This is a genomic window from Alteromonas sp. AWM4_230 (assembly GCF_056158305.1).
Window position 1 is genome coordinate 2,135,811 of record NZ_JBSWTB010000001.1, and the last position, 18,477, is coordinate 2,154,287.

General features: G+C 44.0%; 17 protein-coding genes. 13 read left to right on the forward strand and 4 right to left on the reverse strand.

The features are described from left to right. The first annotated feature begins 38 nt into the window (after positions 1–38). From tsaB to ACXACS_RS09145, 10 genes are all read left to right on the forward strand, one after another. Entirely contained in the window at positions 39–755 is a 717-nt protein-coding gene (gene tsaB, locus ACXACS_RS09100) for a tRNA (adenosine(37)-N6)-threonylcarbamoyltransferase complex dimerization subunit type 1 TsaB (RefSeq protein ID WP_474805927.1), read from the forward strand. A gap of 136 nt (positions 756–891) precedes the next feature. After that, entirely contained in the window at positions 892–1,185 is a 294-nt protein-coding gene (locus ACXACS_RS09105) for a hypothetical protein (protein WP_474805929.1), read from the forward strand. Between the two features lie 348 nt (positions 1,186–1,533). Further along, on the forward strand, positions 1,534–2,190 hold the full coding sequence (locus ACXACS_RS09110) for a Slp family lipoprotein (protein WP_474805931.1): 657 nt from the start codon (positions 1,534–1,536) through the stop codon (positions 2,188–2,190). A 96-nt stretch (positions 2,191–2,286) separates the two neighbouring features. Continuing rightward, positions 2,287–3,126, forward strand: a complete 840-nt coding sequence (locus ACXACS_RS09115) for an alpha/beta fold hydrolase (protein WP_474805932.1) — start codon at positions 2,287–2,289, stop codon at positions 3,124–3,126. Between the two features lie 121 nt (positions 3,127–3,247). After that, on the forward strand, positions 3,248–4,900 hold the full coding sequence (fadD, locus tag ACXACS_RS09120; protein ID WP_474805934.1) for a long-chain-fatty-acid--CoA ligase FadD: 1,653 nt from the start codon (positions 3,248–3,250) through the stop codon (positions 4,898–4,900). Positions 4,901–4,962: 62 nt separating this feature from the next. Then, positions 4,963–6,120, forward strand: a complete 1,158-nt coding sequence (rnd, locus tag ACXACS_RS09125; RefSeq protein ID WP_474805936.1) for a ribonuclease D — start codon at positions 4,963–4,965, stop codon at positions 6,118–6,120. Between the two features lie 77 nt (positions 6,121–6,197). After that, a complete protein-coding gene (locus ACXACS_RS09130; RefSeq protein ID WP_474805938.1) occupies positions 6,198–6,494 on the forward strand; it encodes a YcgL domain-containing protein in 297 nt (98 codons plus the stop codon). 6 nt (positions 6,495–6,500) lie between these two features. Next, positions 6,501–7,583 carry a lytic murein transglycosylase gene (locus tag ACXACS_RS09135; RefSeq protein WP_474805940.1) on the forward strand — a complete coding sequence of 361 codons (1,083 nt, stop codon included), beginning with the start codon at positions 6,501–6,503 and terminating at the stop codon, positions 7,581–7,583. Next, positions 7,583–8,251, forward strand: coding sequence for a fumarylacetoacetate hydrolase family protein (locus ACXACS_RS09140; RefSeq protein WP_474805942.1), 669 nt, complete (start codon positions 7,583–7,585; stop codon positions 8,249–8,251). The genes ACXACS_RS09135 and ACXACS_RS09140 overlap by 1 nt, the downstream gene beginning before the upstream one ends. After that, entirely contained in the window at positions 8,248–8,742 is a 495-nt protein-coding gene (locus ACXACS_RS09145; RefSeq protein ID WP_474805944.1) for a YcgN family cysteine cluster protein, read from the forward strand. The genes ACXACS_RS09140 and ACXACS_RS09145 overlap by 4 nt, the downstream gene beginning before the upstream one ends. A gap of 73 nt (positions 8,743–8,815) precedes the next feature. Here ACXACS_RS09145 and ACXACS_RS09150 read toward each other — a convergent pair whose 3' ends face one another. Beyond that, positions 8,816–10,462: a methyl-accepting chemotaxis protein gene (locus ACXACS_RS09150; protein WP_474805946.1), complete on the reverse strand. Its 1,647-nt coding sequence runs from the start codon at positions 10,460–10,462 to the stop codon at positions 8,816–8,818. 267 nt (positions 10,463–10,729) lie between these two features. Between ACXACS_RS09150 and ACXACS_RS09155 the strand changes: the two genes are divergently transcribed. Continuing rightward, positions 10,730–12,016 carry an alginate export family protein gene (locus tag ACXACS_RS09155; RefSeq protein WP_474805947.1) on the forward strand — a complete coding sequence of 429 codons (1,287 nt, stop codon included), beginning with the start codon at positions 10,730–10,732 and terminating at the stop codon, positions 12,014–12,016. A 56-nt stretch (positions 12,017–12,072) separates the two neighbouring features. Here the strand turns inward: ACXACS_RS09155 and ACXACS_RS09160 are convergent, their stop codons facing one another. Genes ACXACS_RS09160 through nhaB form a run of 3 tightly spaced genes read right to left on the reverse strand, consistent with a single transcriptional unit; the run spans position 12,073 to position 14,723 of the window. After that, positions 12,073–12,621 (reverse strand): GNAT family N-acetyltransferase, encoded by a 549-nt coding sequence (locus ACXACS_RS09160; protein ID WP_474805949.1) that lies wholly within the window; start codon positions 12,619–12,621, stop codon positions 12,073–12,075. Continuing rightward, entirely contained in the window at positions 12,618–13,145 is a 528-nt protein-coding gene (gene dsbB, locus ACXACS_RS09165; protein ID WP_474805951.1) for a disulfide bond formation protein DsbB, read from the reverse strand. Before dsbB ends, ACXACS_RS09160 begins: the two co-directional genes overlap by 4 nt. A 3-nt stretch (positions 13,146–13,148) precedes the next feature. Then, positions 13,149–14,723 (reverse strand): sodium/proton antiporter NhaB, encoded by a 1,575-nt coding sequence (nhaB, locus tag ACXACS_RS09170; protein ID WP_474805953.1) that lies wholly within the window; start codon positions 14,721–14,723, stop codon positions 13,149–13,151. A 429-nt stretch (positions 14,724–15,152) separates the two neighbouring features. Here nhaB and fadR point away from each other — a divergent pair, with 429 nt between their 5' ends. Next, on the forward strand, positions 15,153–15,863 hold the full coding sequence (fadR, locus tag ACXACS_RS09175) for a fatty acid metabolism transcriptional regulator FadR (protein WP_474805955.1): 711 nt from the start codon (positions 15,153–15,155) through the stop codon (positions 15,861–15,863). Positions 15,864–16,223: 360 nt separating this feature from the next. Continuing rightward, a complete protein-coding gene (locus ACXACS_RS09180; RefSeq protein ID WP_474805956.1) occupies positions 16,224–18,401 on the forward strand; it encodes a S9 family peptidase in 2,178 nt (725 codons plus the stop codon). Positions 18,402–18,477: the final 76 nt, after the last annotated feature.

The following is an 18,477-nucleotide window of genomic DNA, read 5'->3' on the forward strand; positions in this document are numbered from 1 at the left end:
TAACACTATTTTCAGCTTATATGAAATAAGAGATAAACATGAATATTTTAGCTATAGATACGGCAACCGAAGCTTGCTCGGTAGCGCTTCATTATAACGACACTGTTGTTACGCGCTTTGAAATATGCCCTCAGCAGCATAGTCAGCGTCTTCTACCCATGGTGGATGAGGTGTTAAAGGAAGCAAAGATTTCGCTGGGCGATCTAGATTTACTGGCTTTCGGTCGAGGCCCTGGCAGCTTTACCGGTGTTCGAATAGCGACGGGAATGATTCAAGGTTTAGCGTTAGGAACAGGCTTAAAAGTAGCGGGCGTGAGTACGCTTGAAGCTATGGCGTTTGAAGTGGCGTCTGAAACTCAGAACAAAGATGCATTTGTCGCCGTTGCATCGGATGCGCGTATGGGGGAAGTGTATTTTGCTGTTTATAGGCAGACAGAAGAAGGTGTTTCTCTCACTATAGAAGAGCAAGTTTGTCCGCCGGAAGTGGCTATTGAACAGCTAAACGCGCTTAAGGAAGAGAATAGCGCCTCTGTGATTGCAGCTGGCACCGGCTGGTCTGCCTTTGAGGAGCTTGATAACTGGAAGTCTGAGTTATGTGGTGAAGTAACGTCTGAAGTGACGCTTCCAAACGCACAGTACATGCTTAAGCTTGCAATAGATGCACATAGCAAAGGCGAAGTATTTGACGCTTTGAATGTAGAACCTGTATATCTGCGCGATAAAGTCACGTGGAAAAAATTACCAGGCAGAGAGTAACGACGCGCCATAATTATGGGGCGCCCATTTCTAATAAAAAGGTTAATAGTAAAACGGCCAACATTGACAAAAAAAGCGAGTCTCGACGATGAAGCTCGCTTTCCATTGGTATGATTCTTGCTTTAATTAACTTCGTATGATTATCAACAACAATTTCGCCGTACCGTCTTCCGAACCTTCGCAAGGCCGTGTCGCTAAAATTAACAAAGACCCTGAACAGCAAAGTAAAGGGCAAAGTGAATCGTCTGCCAGGGCGATCGTTGTTGCGCCCGACGAACAGGGAACGGATAACGCCAAAGCGTACCAACAATTTATCCGTGAAGACGGCAACACCTATTCTCAAAATGCCATAGCGTCATACACAAGCTTCGAAAAGCAGCAGCAACGGGATTCTATTCAATCGATGTTTGGTGTAGATATTTACGCATAACATCATCTCACTGCTGTATGTTCACTCGCCTGTAAGTTCTAACGATTTGTTAAATTTCGCATACCTTTTTGAACTAACTACCGTTATATCCGTTCCAATTATTGTGGCCCAAACCCCATTCTTTATGTATGTATTACATTAATTGAACGACAGTGGTAGTCGTCTCGTAATAATGCTAATGTTTAGCTGGTAGGGTGTGGTTTTTCTTTGTAACTTAAAGAGATACGTAAAAGTATATTAGAGTTTTTAGATGTGTTACCGCACGAGGATTTCATAAAGAGCACTTACTGCTCCCCTTATGATCCAAACAGGTGCAACATTTTTTCTAGGGTTCAGAGGAGCGCTTTGATGTCTCGTTATTTAGTTTTAATTACGGTCATGTTATTTACTGGCTGTACCATAGTTCCAGATAGTATCGATGTACCAGAAGGCACCCAGCTTGTTAGCTATTCAAAAGCGGTGACCTCAGGCGCTAATGCGCAAGGTCAAAAAGCGCGGTGGGGTGGTATGATTGTTGGGGTTGAAAATAAGCCCAACAAGACGTTGATCGAGCTTGCTCACTTTCCTTTGAACCACTACGGTAAACCTTCCACTAATGGCGAAACGTCAGGCCGATTTAAAGTGCAAATAGATGGCTTTGTTGACCCTATCGTTTTTGAAGAAGGCCGGTCTGCAACATTTTTAGGCAGCATAACAGCGCCAACGGCAGGCATGGTAGGAGAGCAACCTTATATCTACCCAACGATTATCGCTGACGATTATCATATGTGGAGAAAACAAGAGGTTTACGACGTAAATACTTACTTCTTTAATTATCACACCGGCTGGTATTCACCATTCTATCGCTTTAATGGGCCGTGGATGTACCCGCATTTTAATAGAACCCGCGTTATCCGGTATCAAAATGCACCGAGCAAAGCAAAGTTACCATCTACCAACAGTAGACCAAGTAACAACAATTCGGAGCCGCGCGGTAAATCACCAAGTACCAACAAGCGACAATAGGGATAGTTAAATGGGCGGCATATAATTGCCGCCTTATTGGTTTTAGTGGAATGGAACTGTAAGGGAGGCGGCGGTTATTTGCCGGTACGGAGCGTTATGATTGAAACAGAGTTCAATATTGGAGCACTACACCTAGCTGCGTTAGACAACCAAGGTGCAGGCAAAGTTGTTATCGGTTTGCACGGGTACTTGGATAACGCAGAAAGCTTAAGGTTGCTAGCTCCTTACCTACAAACCCACCGCTTTGTTGCAATTGACCTAGCAGGGCATGGGCGTTCATCTCATCGTGTTCATGGCGCGCATTATAATCAAGCTGACTACCTGCAAGACTTGTATGCCTTAATTGAATCTCAAAACTGGGAAAAGGTAATCCTACTGGGGCATTCGCTTGGTGGAATCCTTGCTAGCCTATTTGCTGCGCTCTTCCCCGATAAAGTCTCTGCCGTGATTAGCATTGATGCATGTGGCCCGCTTACTGAAAGTGAAGAGACTACCGCATCGCAAATGCGAGAGTCTATTATCAGCCGTCATGCCAAATCCCGTAATAAATTGCGGATCGTTGATTTAGAAGATGCCGTAAAAGCGAGATGCAAAATTTCAGACATTCCAGAAGAGCACGCCCGCTCAATATTGTCTCGAAACTTAACCCAAGATGCTGGTGGGCACTGTTTCTGGGCGAGCGATCCAAAACTTCGTACAAAATCATCGCTAAGGCTTACAGAAAAGCAGGCAGAATCTCTTATGCGTGCTATTGTATGTCCTGTACTTTTTATCGGTGCATCTAATAGCTTTAAAAATCTAGAGTCAGTCTTTCCAAAGAGGAAGGGGTGGTTTTTAAATGCACAATACGAACAATTAGTAGGCGGTCATCATATTCACATGGAAAATACTGATGATGTAGGGCTATTAATTCGCAATTTTGTTGAGCAATTGTAAATTGCGCCGTTTATTTTTTTTTACACTTCCTATACTATTCGCAAGTTATCAGACCAGTTACATGAGCACGTCTTCTAAAGTGCTCATTAAATAGTATAAGAATAAAGTAGAGGAGGTTTTGGTGGAAAAAACCTGGCTTAAGCATTACGACCCTCGCGTTTCCGCAGAAATCGATGCCGATCGTTACGCATCTGTAGTAGACATTTTCGAGCAGTCGGTTAAGAAGTTTAAAAACAAAGAAGCCTTCATTAACATGGGGCACTCAATTTCGTTTGAGGAGCTAGATACCTTATCAGCGCAGTTTGCTGCATACTTACAGTCTAGCGGCTTAAAACGCGGCGATGCCGTGGCAATTATGATGCCTAACCTCCTTCAGTACCCTGTTGCTATGTTTGGGATATTGCGCGCAGGTATGGTTGTGGTTAATGTCAACCCTCTTTATACCGCTCGCGAGTTGAAGCACCAGCTAAACGATGCCAACGCTAAAGCTATCGTTATAGTCGAGAACTTCGCTTGTACTCTCGAAGAGGTCATCGCAGATACTAATTTACAAGAAGTCTTTTTAACGGCATTGGGTGATATGTTGCCTGCTCCTAAGCGTTGGGTTGTGAACGCGGTGGTTAAGTACGTTAAAAAGATGGTGCCTTCATTCAATTTACCTGAAACCACTTCGTTTATGTCGGCGGTTAAAAAAGGTCAGTCCTTAGAATATACGCGTCCAGACATCGATAGCGGTGATTTAGCCTTCCTTCAATACACAGGTGGAACAACCGGTGTTTCTAAAGGGGCTATGCTAACTCACCGCAACATGGTGGCAAATTTAGAGCAGGTGTCAGGTATTCTAGAAACCGTTATAGAAGAAGGCGAAGACTTTGTTGTTACCGCGCTTCCGCTTTATCATATCTTTGCGCTATTGGCGAACTGCCTCATGTTCGTTAAATATGGCTGCCGCAATTTGCTTATTACCAATCCCCGCGACATGCCAGCTTTTGTGAATGAACTTAGCAAATACCCATTTACTATCCTGCCTGGCGTAAACACCTTGTTTAACGGCCTGTTGAACACGCCTGGGTTCAGCGAGCTTGATTTCAGTAAGTTTAAATTTGGCTTAGGTGGCGGCATGGCGGTTCAGCGCCCCGTTGCAGAGAAGTGGGAGAAGGTTACTAACACTGTGCTTCTTGAAGGCTATGGCCTTACAGAATGCTCACCTGTGGTTGCAGTAAACCCTCCACAAATTGAAGCTTATAAAGGCGCAATCGGTATGCCGGTGCCTTCTACAGATATCAAGCTGCTTGATGATGACGGTAATCCAGTTGAAAAAGGCGAGCCTGGTGAAATGTGGGTGAAAGGCCCTCAGGTGATGAAAGGATATTTGAATCGCCCTGAAGCAACAGAAGAAATTCTGAAAGACGGTTGGCTAGCCACTGGTGACATTGCAACAATAGATGATGAAGGTTACTTCTATATTGTTGACCGTAAAAAGGATATGATCCTAGTTTCTGGCTTCAACGTGTTCCCTAATGAAATTGAAGAAGTAGCTGCAATGCATGACAACATTGTTGAGGCGGCGGCAGTTGGGGTTCCTCATGAGGTCAGCGGTGAAGTCGTGAAACTATTCGTAGTTAAAAATAACGATTCACTCACTGAAAAAGACGTTATCGCGCACTGTCGTAACCATTTAACGGGTTACAAAGTGCCTAAGCAAGTCGTTTTCAAAGACGACTTACCAAAAACCAATGTAGGTAAAATACTGCGTCGGGAGCTTCGAGACTAGTTTCATTGAAATAGTTTTGTGAAAGCCGGCGTAAGCCGGCTTTTTTATTACTGTGCAAAAATATGCAATATCAATTAATTACAACATCTGAACAACTTGAAAAAGTGTGCACTGCAGCTCAGCGTCAAGAGGCCGTAGCCTTAGACACCGAATTTGTAAGAACGAGAACCCTTACTCCTCACCTTGGCCTGATTCAGCTTTACGACGGCCATCAACTGGTTCTTATTGACCCGCTTGCCATCGACAACATGCGGCCGTTTATCGAGCTTATGGAAAATACTGAAGTAGTAAAAGTACTGCATTCGTGTTCAGAAGATATAGAGGCATTTCTCACCGCCTTCGACACGGTACCAACACCCGTTTTCGATACACAGTTGGCAGGAAGCATTTTGGATATGGGGCCGTCACTGGGCTATGCAAAGCTGGTAGAGTTGCTGTGCGATATTACGCTAGATAAAGGTGAATCGCGAACAGACTGGATAGCGAGACCCCTTCGCGAATCTCAGCTTAGCTATGCAGCAAACGACGTATTGTACTTACTGCCGTGCTATCAAGAGCTAGCCAGTAAAGTCCAAGAAGCGGGCAAAGTGCATTGGATTTACCAAGAGATCGCTTTGCTAGTAGATAAAAAGCGTGCCCAAATGCCAGAAGATTTTGCTTATCTAAGCATTAAGAACAACTGGCGATTAAACAGCGAGCAGCTCACAGTATTACAAGCGCTGGCCGCATGGCGTTTAAATACGGCACGTAAGAAAGACTTGGCGCTAAACTTCGTTTTTAAAGAAGGTCATTTGTTTGAAGCGGCGCAGCGCCTGATTGATAGTAAATCTGGCCTTTCGCGCATTAACGGCGTGAATCACCAATCGGTACGCCGCTACGGCGATACTATTATTACGCTAATTGAAGAAGCAAGAGCGAAGTATGCGCAAACGCCAGAGAAGCTACGGTTACCTGTTGTGTTGCGGCTTATCGATATTGCTAAATACAAGAAAACCCTTGCCGAACTTAAAGTAATTAGTGATCAAATTGCAAAAGATAACAACGTCAATAGCGACGTTATAGCGTCTAAAAAACAGCTAAATCAATTGTTAAAATGGTACTGGTTTCCAGTTGACGAGACCCGTGTACAAGGGTTAACGCCTGATGTGCTATCTACTTGGCGTGAGCCATTGTTTCGACCTCACGTAACCCGACTGTTAGGCGACGCGCCTTCTCAGTAACTTTCTACAAAACATCGCGGTCGTGAAAAAGTGAAAATTTTTACGACCGCACTCATTACAAAGCGAGTAAAACATTTATGTTATGCGCAGTTTATAAAACGCTTAAAAAAGAAGGCATGTATTTATATGTGCCCAAAAAAGATCATTTCGAAGATGTGCCCGAAGCGCTAATGGAAACCTTTGGGCGCCCGGAATTAGTGACCATTATCGCTTTAGAAAAACGGGAAAAACTGGGTATGGTCGATAAGCAAAAGCTTATCGATGAACTTACTGAAAAAGGTTTTTACCTGCAAATGCCACCTAAGGAAGACAACTTGTTAGAGCAGCATCGCGAATCTCTTGGACTTTCAAAAACTCCGGATAAAAAGTTTTAAATATTCATGTTAGTAAAGATAATAAACCGCTTAGTCTCACAATTGGCAGTTCACACCAAGCGTGGAAGCAACAGGTTACTGCTTAAGCCACTTAAGATTGCCGCACTTTTACTTAGTGTCACTTTAAGCCTTTCGCTAACGGCTTACGCTGAAAACAAGCCGAGTAGTGACAATGGGCTTAGTGAAGAAGGCTTTAAACGCTATGTTGTTCAGCTTGAAAACGAAGCGGCTACAAAAGGTATAGATAAAGCTAAGCTAGAGCAGGCGTTCGCTGACATCGCCTTTAGACCTACCGTCGTTAAATCTGATAAAAGCCAGCCAGAGAAAAAAATCACGTTAGATGACTATCTGGCAACGCGAGTACCCGACTGGAAAGTAAAGCAGGCGGTGGAGCAGTACAACGAACATAAAGTACTGCTTGAAGAAATTGCTCAAAAATATGGCGTACAAGCACGCTTTATTGTTGCGCTGTGGGGAAACGAGTCTAACTTTGGTAAAATTCAGGGTAATTTCAGCGTGCTGTCCGCTCTTGCATCTTTAGCGTATGAAGGGCGAAGAGAAAAGCTGTTCAAAGATAATTTTTTTGCGGCACTTCAGATACTAGATGAAGGGCATATCTCTGTAGAGGCGCTTAAAGGCTCATGGGCTGGCGCGATGGGGCAAACACAGTTTATGCCCATATCCTTTTTAAACTATGCGGTAGATTATGACGGCGACGGCAGAAAGGATATTTGGGGCACCAAGGCAGACGTGTTTGCGTCAATCGCCAACTACTTATCCTCTGAAGGATGGGATAGTGAGGGAACGTGGGGGCGCCAAGTCACTCTCACACAACCTGTACCCTTTTCAGGGCTCGCGAAATCTAATATGAAGCCGCTATCTTTTTGGAGCTCAAATGGCGTTAGGCGCTATAACGGCAGTGAGCTTCCCAAAGCTAATGTCGATGCGTCACTTATTATGCCGGATGGTGAAAAAGGGCGAATTTACTTGGTGTATAAAAATTTCCATACGCTAATGAAGTGGAACCGTTCGTCTTATTTCGGCGTTTCGGTTGGGTATTTATCTGAACGAATAAAGCGAGGTTACTAATGGCATATCGTCACATTGATACCCAAGGTAATGAAATATCATTACCTGTTAGTAAAGTGCTATGCATTGGTCGAAATTACCTCGACCACATTCAAGAAATGAACTCTACGGTGTCTGAAGCACCGCTGCTGTTTATGAAACCTAAGGCTGCGCTGTGCCATATGCATGAGCCCATTGCTATTCCCACTGACAAAGGCGAATGCCATAACGAGCTTGAAGTGTCGGTACTGCTTAAGTCACCACTTAAAAATGCAAGTGAAGATGAGATCAAAGGTGCTATTTGGGGGATTGGCCTAGGGCTTGATTTAACTCTCCGCGAAGTCCAAGCAGCGCTTAAAAAGCAAGGGCAACCCTGGGAACGAGCCAAATCTTTTGATAACAGCGCGCCACTTTCTGGCTTTGTGCCGTACAGCGAAGTTGGGAATCTTGATGATTTGCGCTTTACCTTAACCATAAACGGAGAGGTCAGGCAGCAGGGGCATACCGAACTCATGCTACACAGAATCATTCCTCTAATCGCTCACATGTCATCTATATTTACCCTAGATAGCGGAGACGTGGTCCTTACCGGTACGCCAAAAGGGGTAGGTAAATTGAGTCCTGCAGATAAGGTCGAGGCATCGCTAGATAGTTTGCTCGCTTTAAGTACAGAGGTGGTGGCGCAATGACGGTGGCATTTTGGGAAACTAAGTCATTAGAAGAAATGAACCAAAAGGAATGGGAATCACTTTGTGATGGATGTGGTAAATGCTGCCTGCAAAAATTTATTGATGATGACGCGGTAGAAGAATACGAAGTTACCGACCATATTAACGATAATGAAAAGATTCACTACACCAATATTGTGTGTTCATATTTGAATACGAAAAAGTGTGAATGTACTCAGTATGAAAGGCGCACCGAGCTCGTACCAGATTGCGTGAAGCTTACCAAAGAAAATCTAAAGGATATTTTCTTTATGCCCAATAGCTGCACCTATCGTCGGCTTTACGAGGGCAGAGGAATACCATCGTGGCACCCTTTGCTGAATAAGGGTAAGAAACACGTAATGCATGCGAAAGGAATGTCGGTGCGGAATAAAACGGTGTTTGAAAGTGATGTGGATCTCAATCATTTTGAAGACTATATAGCGCTTTGGCCTCTTGAAGATATTGACTAAGAGGCCAAAATTTATAGTACTTGGCTAAAGTGACAACACGCAAATAGGTAAAGGTAACCCCAATTTGACAGTGTTAAACTTTAAATCGATTAACATTACCTTCTATATTACGGGTAACGGAACTGACGCGCTCACTGGCTGTTCTCGCTTCCACTACCGTATTCATCACTTGCTGACTTAATTCATTTAGGGCCGTAATAGTGTGATTCAAATTGTCTACTACTTGACTCTGTTCCTCAGTGGCAGAGGCAATCTGGTAGATGCGATCATTAGCACTCACGACAGAGGATGAAACCTTGTCGAGCTTTTCCCTCAACGTGTCCGATATGGTAACGACTTCAGACATTTGCGAAGAACCGTTATCAATGGCGCTGACCGCTTCTTCCACACCGCGATTTAAGTTAACAAGCATTTCATTAATATCAGTTGTCGCCTGTTGCGAACGGTTTGCCAAAGAACGTACTTCATCCGCAACTACTGCGAAACCTCTACCTTGTTCGCCTGCTCTAGCGGCTTCGATTGCCGCATTAAGTGCAAGCAAGTTAGTTTGCTCTGAAATATCGCTAATCACACTCAGTAGCGAGGAGATTTGTTTAGTTTCTTGAGCTAGCTTTTGGATAACTGAACTTGCTCGTCCAATGGCCTCTGCGGTACTTGCAACACTGTTGGTGGAATTCACAACTGCTTGATGGCTGTTTCCTGCATCTTCGTTAGCCATTTGGGTGTCATTTAGCGCAACTTGGGTGTTGTCTGCGACTTCTCTTAACGCGTGACTAAGTTGATTAACAGCAGTGGCTATCTGATCGAGATTATCCCGTTGTTCAGATGAGATAGTGGTCACGGCCCCTGATGAGTCACTCATTGCTCGTTCGGCTTCAGCTAAGGAAGACGCATCGTCTTTAATCAATGAAATTAGCCTTTGTAAATTATCCATCAAAGCGTTGAAAGCATAAGCGACATCGGTAATTTCATCTTTTCCAGTGGTGTTGATACGTTTTGTAAGATCGCCTTCGCCTTTACTGATTGAATCTAACATGTCACGTAACACCGCTATGCGTTTGGTAATCAAACGAGGGCCAATCACGATAGTGACGGCACACGCCACTATGGCAAGAATGATCGCCACGATCAAATACAGGGTTTGCTGGTTACTCGATGATAAATTTTGCTGGGTGATTTCATCTGACAGTAACTTGATTTCTTCCCCAACACGGTCAAAATTACCGCGAAGCGTGTCAAACAAAGGCATACCCTGTTCACGGTATTCGCGCGCGGCCTGACGTACCTGTCCCACTTGTACTTGCTCAATGACGCGTTGGTTTACAGTTGTCCATTTATCGAAATCTAGCTGGTAAGACTTGGCTTTTCCCGCCACTGAACCGTAGTCACCGGTTAGGTTCAACACCTTTGCTAATCGATCTTTAGCTTGCTGAACGTTTTCTTCGTAGTCGGCAATTATTGCACTGCTAAGCTCATCTTGATTGAGCTGGGATGCGAGCATTAAATCCAGAAGTGCAGAATGCGCTTGATACAAATCGCGATCTGCGTTTAGCGCAGCACTTAATGCCTGCGTGAAAACAGATGACAGCGTCGTTGTATTTTGTGATAGAAACCTTCCGTTTGAAATACTTATAAAACTCACTACCAAAAGTAGGATAGCGACAAAGCTAGTCGGTACAGAAAGTTTTTTACGTATCGTCAGATTATCGAAATTGAGCATAGTTGTCACTTATAAATAGCGTCAGCATTGTTCGGATTTTGGTACATATTTGAACAAATCACAAACAGCGAGGGATATAGGAAGATAATCAAATTTAAATGAACAATCGATTAGACTTTGTGAGAAATTCGTGCTTCGTTTTAACTCCGTGTTATGTTTTTTTATACCTTATCTATACAAAAGGAGGAGGGCGTTTTGTTTAGCGCCAATTTATACTCTCACTTATATTCAGTTCTTGGAACGCCACTCTACACACAAGGGTTTTTAATGGGGAAATTAACAGGTAAGGTTTCACTGCTGGTAGTGGGAGTAACACTCTCTATAAGCACATTTGTACAAGCTGATGAGTTGACATTTGATTATAGTGGATCGCTGAGAGTGCGCTATGAAACGCTAAATAACCCCATATTTCCGACTACAAAAGAAGCTCGACCGAAAACTAACGACCGTGTATCCACTCGAGTTAGGCTCAAAGGTGAAGCGCATTACGGTGATTGGGATGCAGTAGCTGAGATAGAAGATTCTAGAGCCTATTTAGATGACAATGACGTCACACTAAAATCATCTCAGGTCAACACGTTGGAGCCCGTGCAGTTTTATCTGAGTTATAAAGATTTTTCTAAACATGTTAAGCGGGTTACTGTCGGACGGGTTACCTTAGACCATGGCAGCCGCCGATTAATTGCTCGTACACGTTATCGCAATGCGACAAGCAGTTTTGAGGGGGTAGTGGTCGACACGGTTTTCAACAACTGGGATGTACGTGGATTTTATCTGCAACCTGTGTCCCGGTTTCCTTCAGATTCAGCTTCGGTAGAAGATAACAAGCGAGCATTCGACAAGAGTTTCAGTAATAGAAAACTTTTTGGTATCTATGCACAATCTGACGACAATGCCTGGAAGGTTCACAGTTATTGGCTAAAAGAAAGCGATTCGCCGGAACTCTCTACTAAAAACCGGGATTTGTATACCCTTTCAGTAGATTATTCAAAAAGCTTTGCCGAGAGTTGGAAAAGCAATATTGAGGTCATTGGTCAAACCGGTACCTCACGGCAGTCGACATCGGCTTCGGATACTACAGACCGCGACGTAAGAGCGTGGATGGTGCACGCTCATCTAGGAAAGCAACTTACCAACAACACTTTTCTAAGAGCAGAGATCGATGCAGCCAGTGGCGATGACAACTCAACTGACGATACTATCCATGCATTTGATTCGTTATACGGTTTACGTAGATTTGATTTTGGTCCTACAGATGTATACCAAACTTTTCCTCGTAGCAATATACTAGCCCCAGGCTTACGCAGTGTGACCAAACTCGATGGCGTACACAATGTTATGGTGGGCTATAAGGGATTGTGGCTCCAAAATGTGGCAAAGGGTGAAGAAGATTTCTTGGGTCACCAGGTAGAGGTGCGGTGGCGCTATCAGGTGTTAGAACCTCTTCGCCTAGAGTTCGGAGGAGCTTATCTGGCAAAAGGTGAAGCTCTTGAATCCGGTGCTTACCCAGATAACAGTATGTATGCTTATACTGCCATTATGTATACCTTTTAATGCACAAGGGGTCAGGTGCGCATCAAAATGTGACAGCTGACCCCCTTTAACACATATTATGTTGTTATAGCGTAAAGAAGGGCATCCCTTCCAAATACCCGTTTTTTGCACAAGCCTTCTTTCACTCCGCCTATCCTTTCAGCAACTCTGATACTCGCCTTATTGTTTGGCTCTACATAACACTCAAGACGATGCAGGTTCATCTGAGAAAAGGCTAGCTTTTTAAGTGCTTCACAGATTGCCGTCGCTAATCCCTTGCCACATGCTTGGGGCGTGAGCCAGTAACCGAGATTGGCAGAGAGGTGGACAGGGTGGATATAGTTGATAATGCCCATGCCCAAACACTTTTCGTCATGCATTAACAAATACGTAAGACCGTAGCCTGTCTGACGGGCTTTTTCCATATTAGTTATGCACTGCTTTGACAACGCTGGCGTAACAGGGCAGACCGCAGAGCCGAACCAAGGCTTTACATGGTGAATAGATTGTTGGCCCGCATCACACAGCGCATTGCAGTGTTTCTCTGCGATGCGCTGAATGCTAATTGGGCCTTGCTCCGACTGTATGGGAGGTAGGCGAGAGGGTAAAATGGATAAGTCGATCAAAAGGGTTTCTTATCCAGTAAGCGGCAGGCAAATACAATGGCAAATACAGCGAAGTAAGCAGCAAAAATTATTTGCATCCACTCTGCCATTCCCATAGACAAAAACTGCCACGCGTCTTCTAAACAGTCCCCCTCAGCAGCAAACACCGCGGGCAACCATTCGTGAAGCTGTAACCATGAAGGAAAGTTAGGCACTATTTCACAGCTGGCAAAAAACGGGTTGGCAGCGTTGAGAATACCTACGTGTTCTTTGGCTATTAAAAATCCCCAGCCTGAAGATACCGCCCAGCCAGCAAAGCCAAGCATACGGGTAAACCCGTTGTTTTTTATTACGACAATAAGTGCCGACAACACAATGCCGTACATAGCCGTACGCTGATAAATACACATAATGCACGGCTTTAAACCCATGCCATATTGGAAGTACAGGGCAGCAATTTCCAATGCTAGTGATGTAGCAAAAAGCACAAGCCATGAAGACTTGTGCTCTGCCCACTGGCTTATGCCGTGAATGACACCGCGCATAGATTAATGACCTACCGCTTGTGCGCCTGCTTCAGCTGCAGTGTGGTGTTCTATAAGGTGCATGTCGTATAGCCACTGAGTAGCATCAGCAAGCCCAATATAGGTCGCTACCAGACCAACAATAGTAAGTACTATCGTATATGGCAATGCCATCATAACCATGCGGCCGTACGACAAACGAAGCAGTGGCGCGATGGCTGAGGTCAGCAAGAATAGGAAAGCAGCTTGACCGTTTGGTGTTGCCACACTGGGTAAGTTGGTTCCCGTATTGATTGCTACAGCAAGCATATCGTACTGGTCACGTGTAATTTGACCGGCCTGTAGAGCAGCTGTGACTTCAGTGATATAAACAGAGCCCACAAACACGTTGTCACTCACCATCGAAAGCACACCGTTAGCAAGATAGAACATAACCATTTGCGTTTCGCCTTCAAACGACAGTACCCAATGGATTACCGGCTGGAAAAGGCCTTGGTCAATAATAACGGCTACTACGCCAAAGAATACGCAAAGTAGTGCGGTAAATGGCAGTGCTTCCTCGAACGCTTTACCAAGTGCGTGCTCTTCGATAACACCGCTCATTGAAGTAGCAAGTACAATAACTGACAGACCGATAAGACCCACTGACGCCATATGCGTAGCAAGGCCAATGATTAACCAAACACCAATTAGCGCTTGTACTATCAGTTTAGCGGTTTCACGCTTACTGCGGCCCTTGTCCATATGGTCGTTGTAGTCGACCAAAATTTGTCTTACCGCCGAAGGTAATTTTGCACCGTAAGAAAACATGCCGGTTTTTTCTAACACGACGGTAGTTAACAAGCCAAATACAAACACTGGCAGTGTGACAGGCGCCATGCGGATAAAGAACTCAACGAAGTCCCAGCCGGCCTTGTCTGCAATAATCAGGTTTTGTGGTTCACCTACCATGGTCATAACACCACCAAGGGCTGTACCTACCGCGGAGTGCATCATAAGGTTGCGTAAAAACGCTCTGAAGTCTTCTAGGTCGTGACTTCCTAATTCGTCATCACTGGTGTGGTCGTGATCTGAATGAAACTCTTTGCCCGACGCCACTTTGTGATAAATAGAGTAAAAGCCCAAGCCGACACTGATGATTACCGCCACTACCGTTAGCGCATCTAGGAAAGCCGATAGAAATGCAGAGGCAAAAATAAATGAAAGCGACAGTATTAGCTTATTACGTACCTTAATAACCAATTTGGTGAATAAGTACATAAGTAAATCTTTCATGAAGTAGATGCCAGCCACCATAAATACAAGCAGTAGCAGAACCTCTAAGTTCACTTCAATCTCATGCATCATATGACCGGGTGTCGTCATGCCGATAAACATGGCTTCGATAAGTAGGAGTCCGCCTGGTTGGAGCGGGTAGCATTTAAGCGCCATTGCTAGCGTAAAAATAAACTGAATGACAAGCGTCCAGCCAGCTATATATGGGTCCACCATAAAGATGAAGGGATTAACAATGAGAAAGGCAATAATGGTTTTTTTATACCAGTCGGGCGCATGTCCCAGGAAATTCTTATAGATCGCCGCGATCATTGAGGTTTGCATGAGTTCCTGTTCCTTTTACAACAAAGCACGCATTTTGCGCATCTTTATACTGTGTAGTTCCGGTTATTGCATACTTAAACTGCTGGTGCTGTACGATTTAGTTCGTATAACCGCCGTTTCGTTGCTGTCATTATAGTCGGAAATTAAGCGTACATGATATTACCGCCTTGAGAAAGCAATTCACAGACCCCACCATATGAAAGTCACTGAATATTTATCACTTTTTTGATGATAATTATCATTAAGATAGGAAATGCTGACTATTTTGAACATAAAGTAAACAAGCGTTGCTTTATGGTTTTTGAAATAACACTTAAATTTTAACAAGTTGTTAAAACCTTTAGTGGACGAAGCATAATTCATTGTGATAATAAAACAGCATCTGGTACAATCAGTTGCAAAATAACAAGAACGTGCAGGCGATTAGTTATGATTTATAAGGCACAGAGTCCAGCCGGATTCGCCGAAGAATATATTGTTGAATCTATTTGGAGTGGAAGATTTCCACCTGGCACCATTTTGCCTGCAGAGAGAGAGCTTTCTGAGTTAATTGGTGTAACGCGAACCACTTTGCGAGAAGTATTACAGCGTTTGGCGCGCGATGGCTGGTTGACCATTCAACACGGCAAGCCAACCAAGGTAAACAACTTCTGGGAAACGTGCGGTCTGAACATTCTTGAAACTCTTGCTCGCTTAGACCAAGAGGGCATTCCTGAGCTTGTCGATAATTTGCTTGCTGCGCGCACTAATTTAAGTGCGGTTTTCATTCGAGGTGCTATTCGAAACAACCCTCAAGCGTCTGCAGATATTATCGCGAGATACAAAGATGTTGAGCAAGAAGGGTTAGCGTTTGCGCAATTTGATTATCAGATGACTCATGATCTAGCGCTTGCCTCTAACAACAACGTATTTGTTTTGATGATGAATGGTTTCCGCGGGCTGTACTCGCGAATAGGTGGGTACTTCTTTTCGCATCAGCCGGCACGAGATATCGCCATGAAATATTACGCAGACCTGCTTGATGCGGCAGAGAAGGGCGAATACGACAGGGTTCCTGTTGTGGTAAGAAACTACGGTATTGAGAGTGGTAAGGTGTGGCAAGCCATTCGTGACGAAATGCCAAAGGATTTAGTCGATTAAGGTTAGTGACGTTTAGGTTCAAAGAAGCATAAACGTTGTTCCAAATTAGATAACACGTTTTTATTTTAAACACCGCATTTCTCTATGAGTTATGCGGTGTTTTTGTTTGTGCAATCTGCACAATATTTGTTTGCCTGTAAGGCGTGTATATTTTGTAACACTTAATCCCCGCCTTACCCCCATGCATTTGCCATTAACGCTAGAACCTCACTTTCATTTATATATACTCGTTATATAAAACAGCGAAGGGCTCTTTGCGCACAAATTCAAAATTACAACAGTGTTGAAGAAACACTTTTTGACAGCGATAAAGCACCAAGCGTGGATAAACGTAATCAAACGCGAGATAAAGGAAAAATAATGAAATTCATATGGATAGCACTAGCTGCAGGCGGGCTGATGTCAGGCTGTAGCCTTGAGAACAAAACGGAAAACGTTCAACAAGAGTTAGACAAGGCGGCTCCATCAGTTATGTTAAATACAAAAGTAGATGCTCCAATAGCGAAAAAAGTGCCTTATGAGATGTCGGCGCATGGAGTGACTAGAAACGACAATTATTACTGGATGCGCGATGATTTACGCACAGATGAAGAGATATTGGCGCATCTAGAGCAAGAAAACAGCTATGTAGAGACTGTACTTGCGCCGCTCAAAGAAAACCGCGAAGCACTTTATGAAGAGCTGGTTTCTCGTATAGAGAAAGACGATTCCACTGTACCTGTGTTCGATAACGGCTACTGGTACTACACCCGTTATTCAGGAGAGAACGAGTACCCTGTATATCTAAGAAAGCCTTCGCTAGATGCTGAGCCGCAAGTGTTGCTTGATGCGAATGTTATGTCTGAAGGACATGACTATTTCAGTATTGGTAGTTACGCGGTAAGCAGTAACAACATGCTTATGGCGTACTCTGAAGACACGCTTAGTCGTCGAATTTATACCGTATACGTTAAAAACCTGGATAACGGCGAAAAGCTTGACGATGTTCTAGAAGGCACGTCAGGCAACGCAGTGTGGGCTAACGACAATGAACATTTATTTTATGTGAAAAAAGACCCGCAAACCCTTCTAGGCTATCAAGTGTATCGCCATAAGCTGGGTACCTCACAAGAGGACGATGTATTAGTTTACGAAGAAAGCGACCCTACATTTTATACCTACATCAGTAAAAGCAAAGACGACAGTGTCATTTATATTTATCATTCTCACACTGACAAAACTGGCGTGACTTTGATCGATGCTGATAACCCTACATCTCAATCAGAAATATTCTTACCCATTGAAGATGGCCAGGAGTATAGCGTAGCAAAAGCAAGTGACGGCTATTACGTATTAACTAACATTGATGCAAAAAACTTCAAAGTAATGAAGGCGCCATTAGATGCCACAAGTGACGTGTCAAAATGGCAAGAAGTAGTCCCACATCGTCCAGAGGTCTTTCTTCAAAGTATTGAAGTGATGAAAAATCATCTGGTTGTGAAAGAAAAAGAAAATGGCATGCTGCGCTTAGTTGTACACAACCTAACTTCAAACGAGCAAAAGGTTATACCAACTCAAGATCCTATTTACGGTGCATACTTTAATGCCAACCCTGAAATGGATACTAATAAGCTTAGAATCTATTACAGCTCATTGACTACGCCAGGCTCTATCATTGATATCAACCTTGATACGCTTGAGAGTGAAGTCATGAAGCAAACCCATGTATCTGACACCTTTGATTCTTCAGCTTACGCCTCAGAGCGAGTAATGATTGAGGCGCGAGATGGCGCTATGGTTCCAGTGTCCTTGGTTTATCGTAAAGATAAGTTCAAAAAAGACGGCTCTAATCCGCTATATCAATATGCCTACGGCTCGTATGGTGCAACTATCGACCCTACATTTAGAAGCAGCTGGCTCTCTTTGATAGACAGAGGTTTTGTTGTTGCCATTGCGCATATTCGCGGTGGGCAAATGCTGGGGCGTGAATGGTATGAGAGCGGCAAAATGCATCAAAAAATGAATACATTTACTGATTTTATTGATGTATCAAAAGGCTTAATCGCTAAACAGTACGCTGATAAAGATCGCGTATTTGCAATGGGCGGTAGCGCAGGTGGTTTGCTAATGGGAGCTGTTGTGAATATGGCCCCTGAGCTTTACCAAGGGGTGAGTGCCCACGTGCCGTTTGTTGATGTGGTGACCACGATGAGCGATGAGACTATTCCATTGACCACAGGTGAATATACCGAATGGGGTAACCCAGCAAATAAAGATGAGTTTGACTATATGCTGTCTTACTCGCCTTACGACCAAATAGAAGCTAAAGATTATCCACACATGCTGGTGACTACAGGGCTACACGATTCTCAAGTGCAATACTTTGAGCCTATGAAGTGGGTTGCGAAACTTAGAGAGTATAAAACAGATGATAACTTGCTTCTGTTTAAGACCGACATGGAAGCAGGGCACGGCGGCGCGTCGGGACGCTTTAAGCGTTTTGAATCAACTGCTTTAGAATATGCCTTTGTGTTGCATCTTGCAGGTGTACCGCTGTAAGCAGCCGCGTTCTTAGGGAAAATTGACGTCAGTCGTTACTTAAGTTGGTTCGCTTTTCAAAGAACAAGCGCTTCAG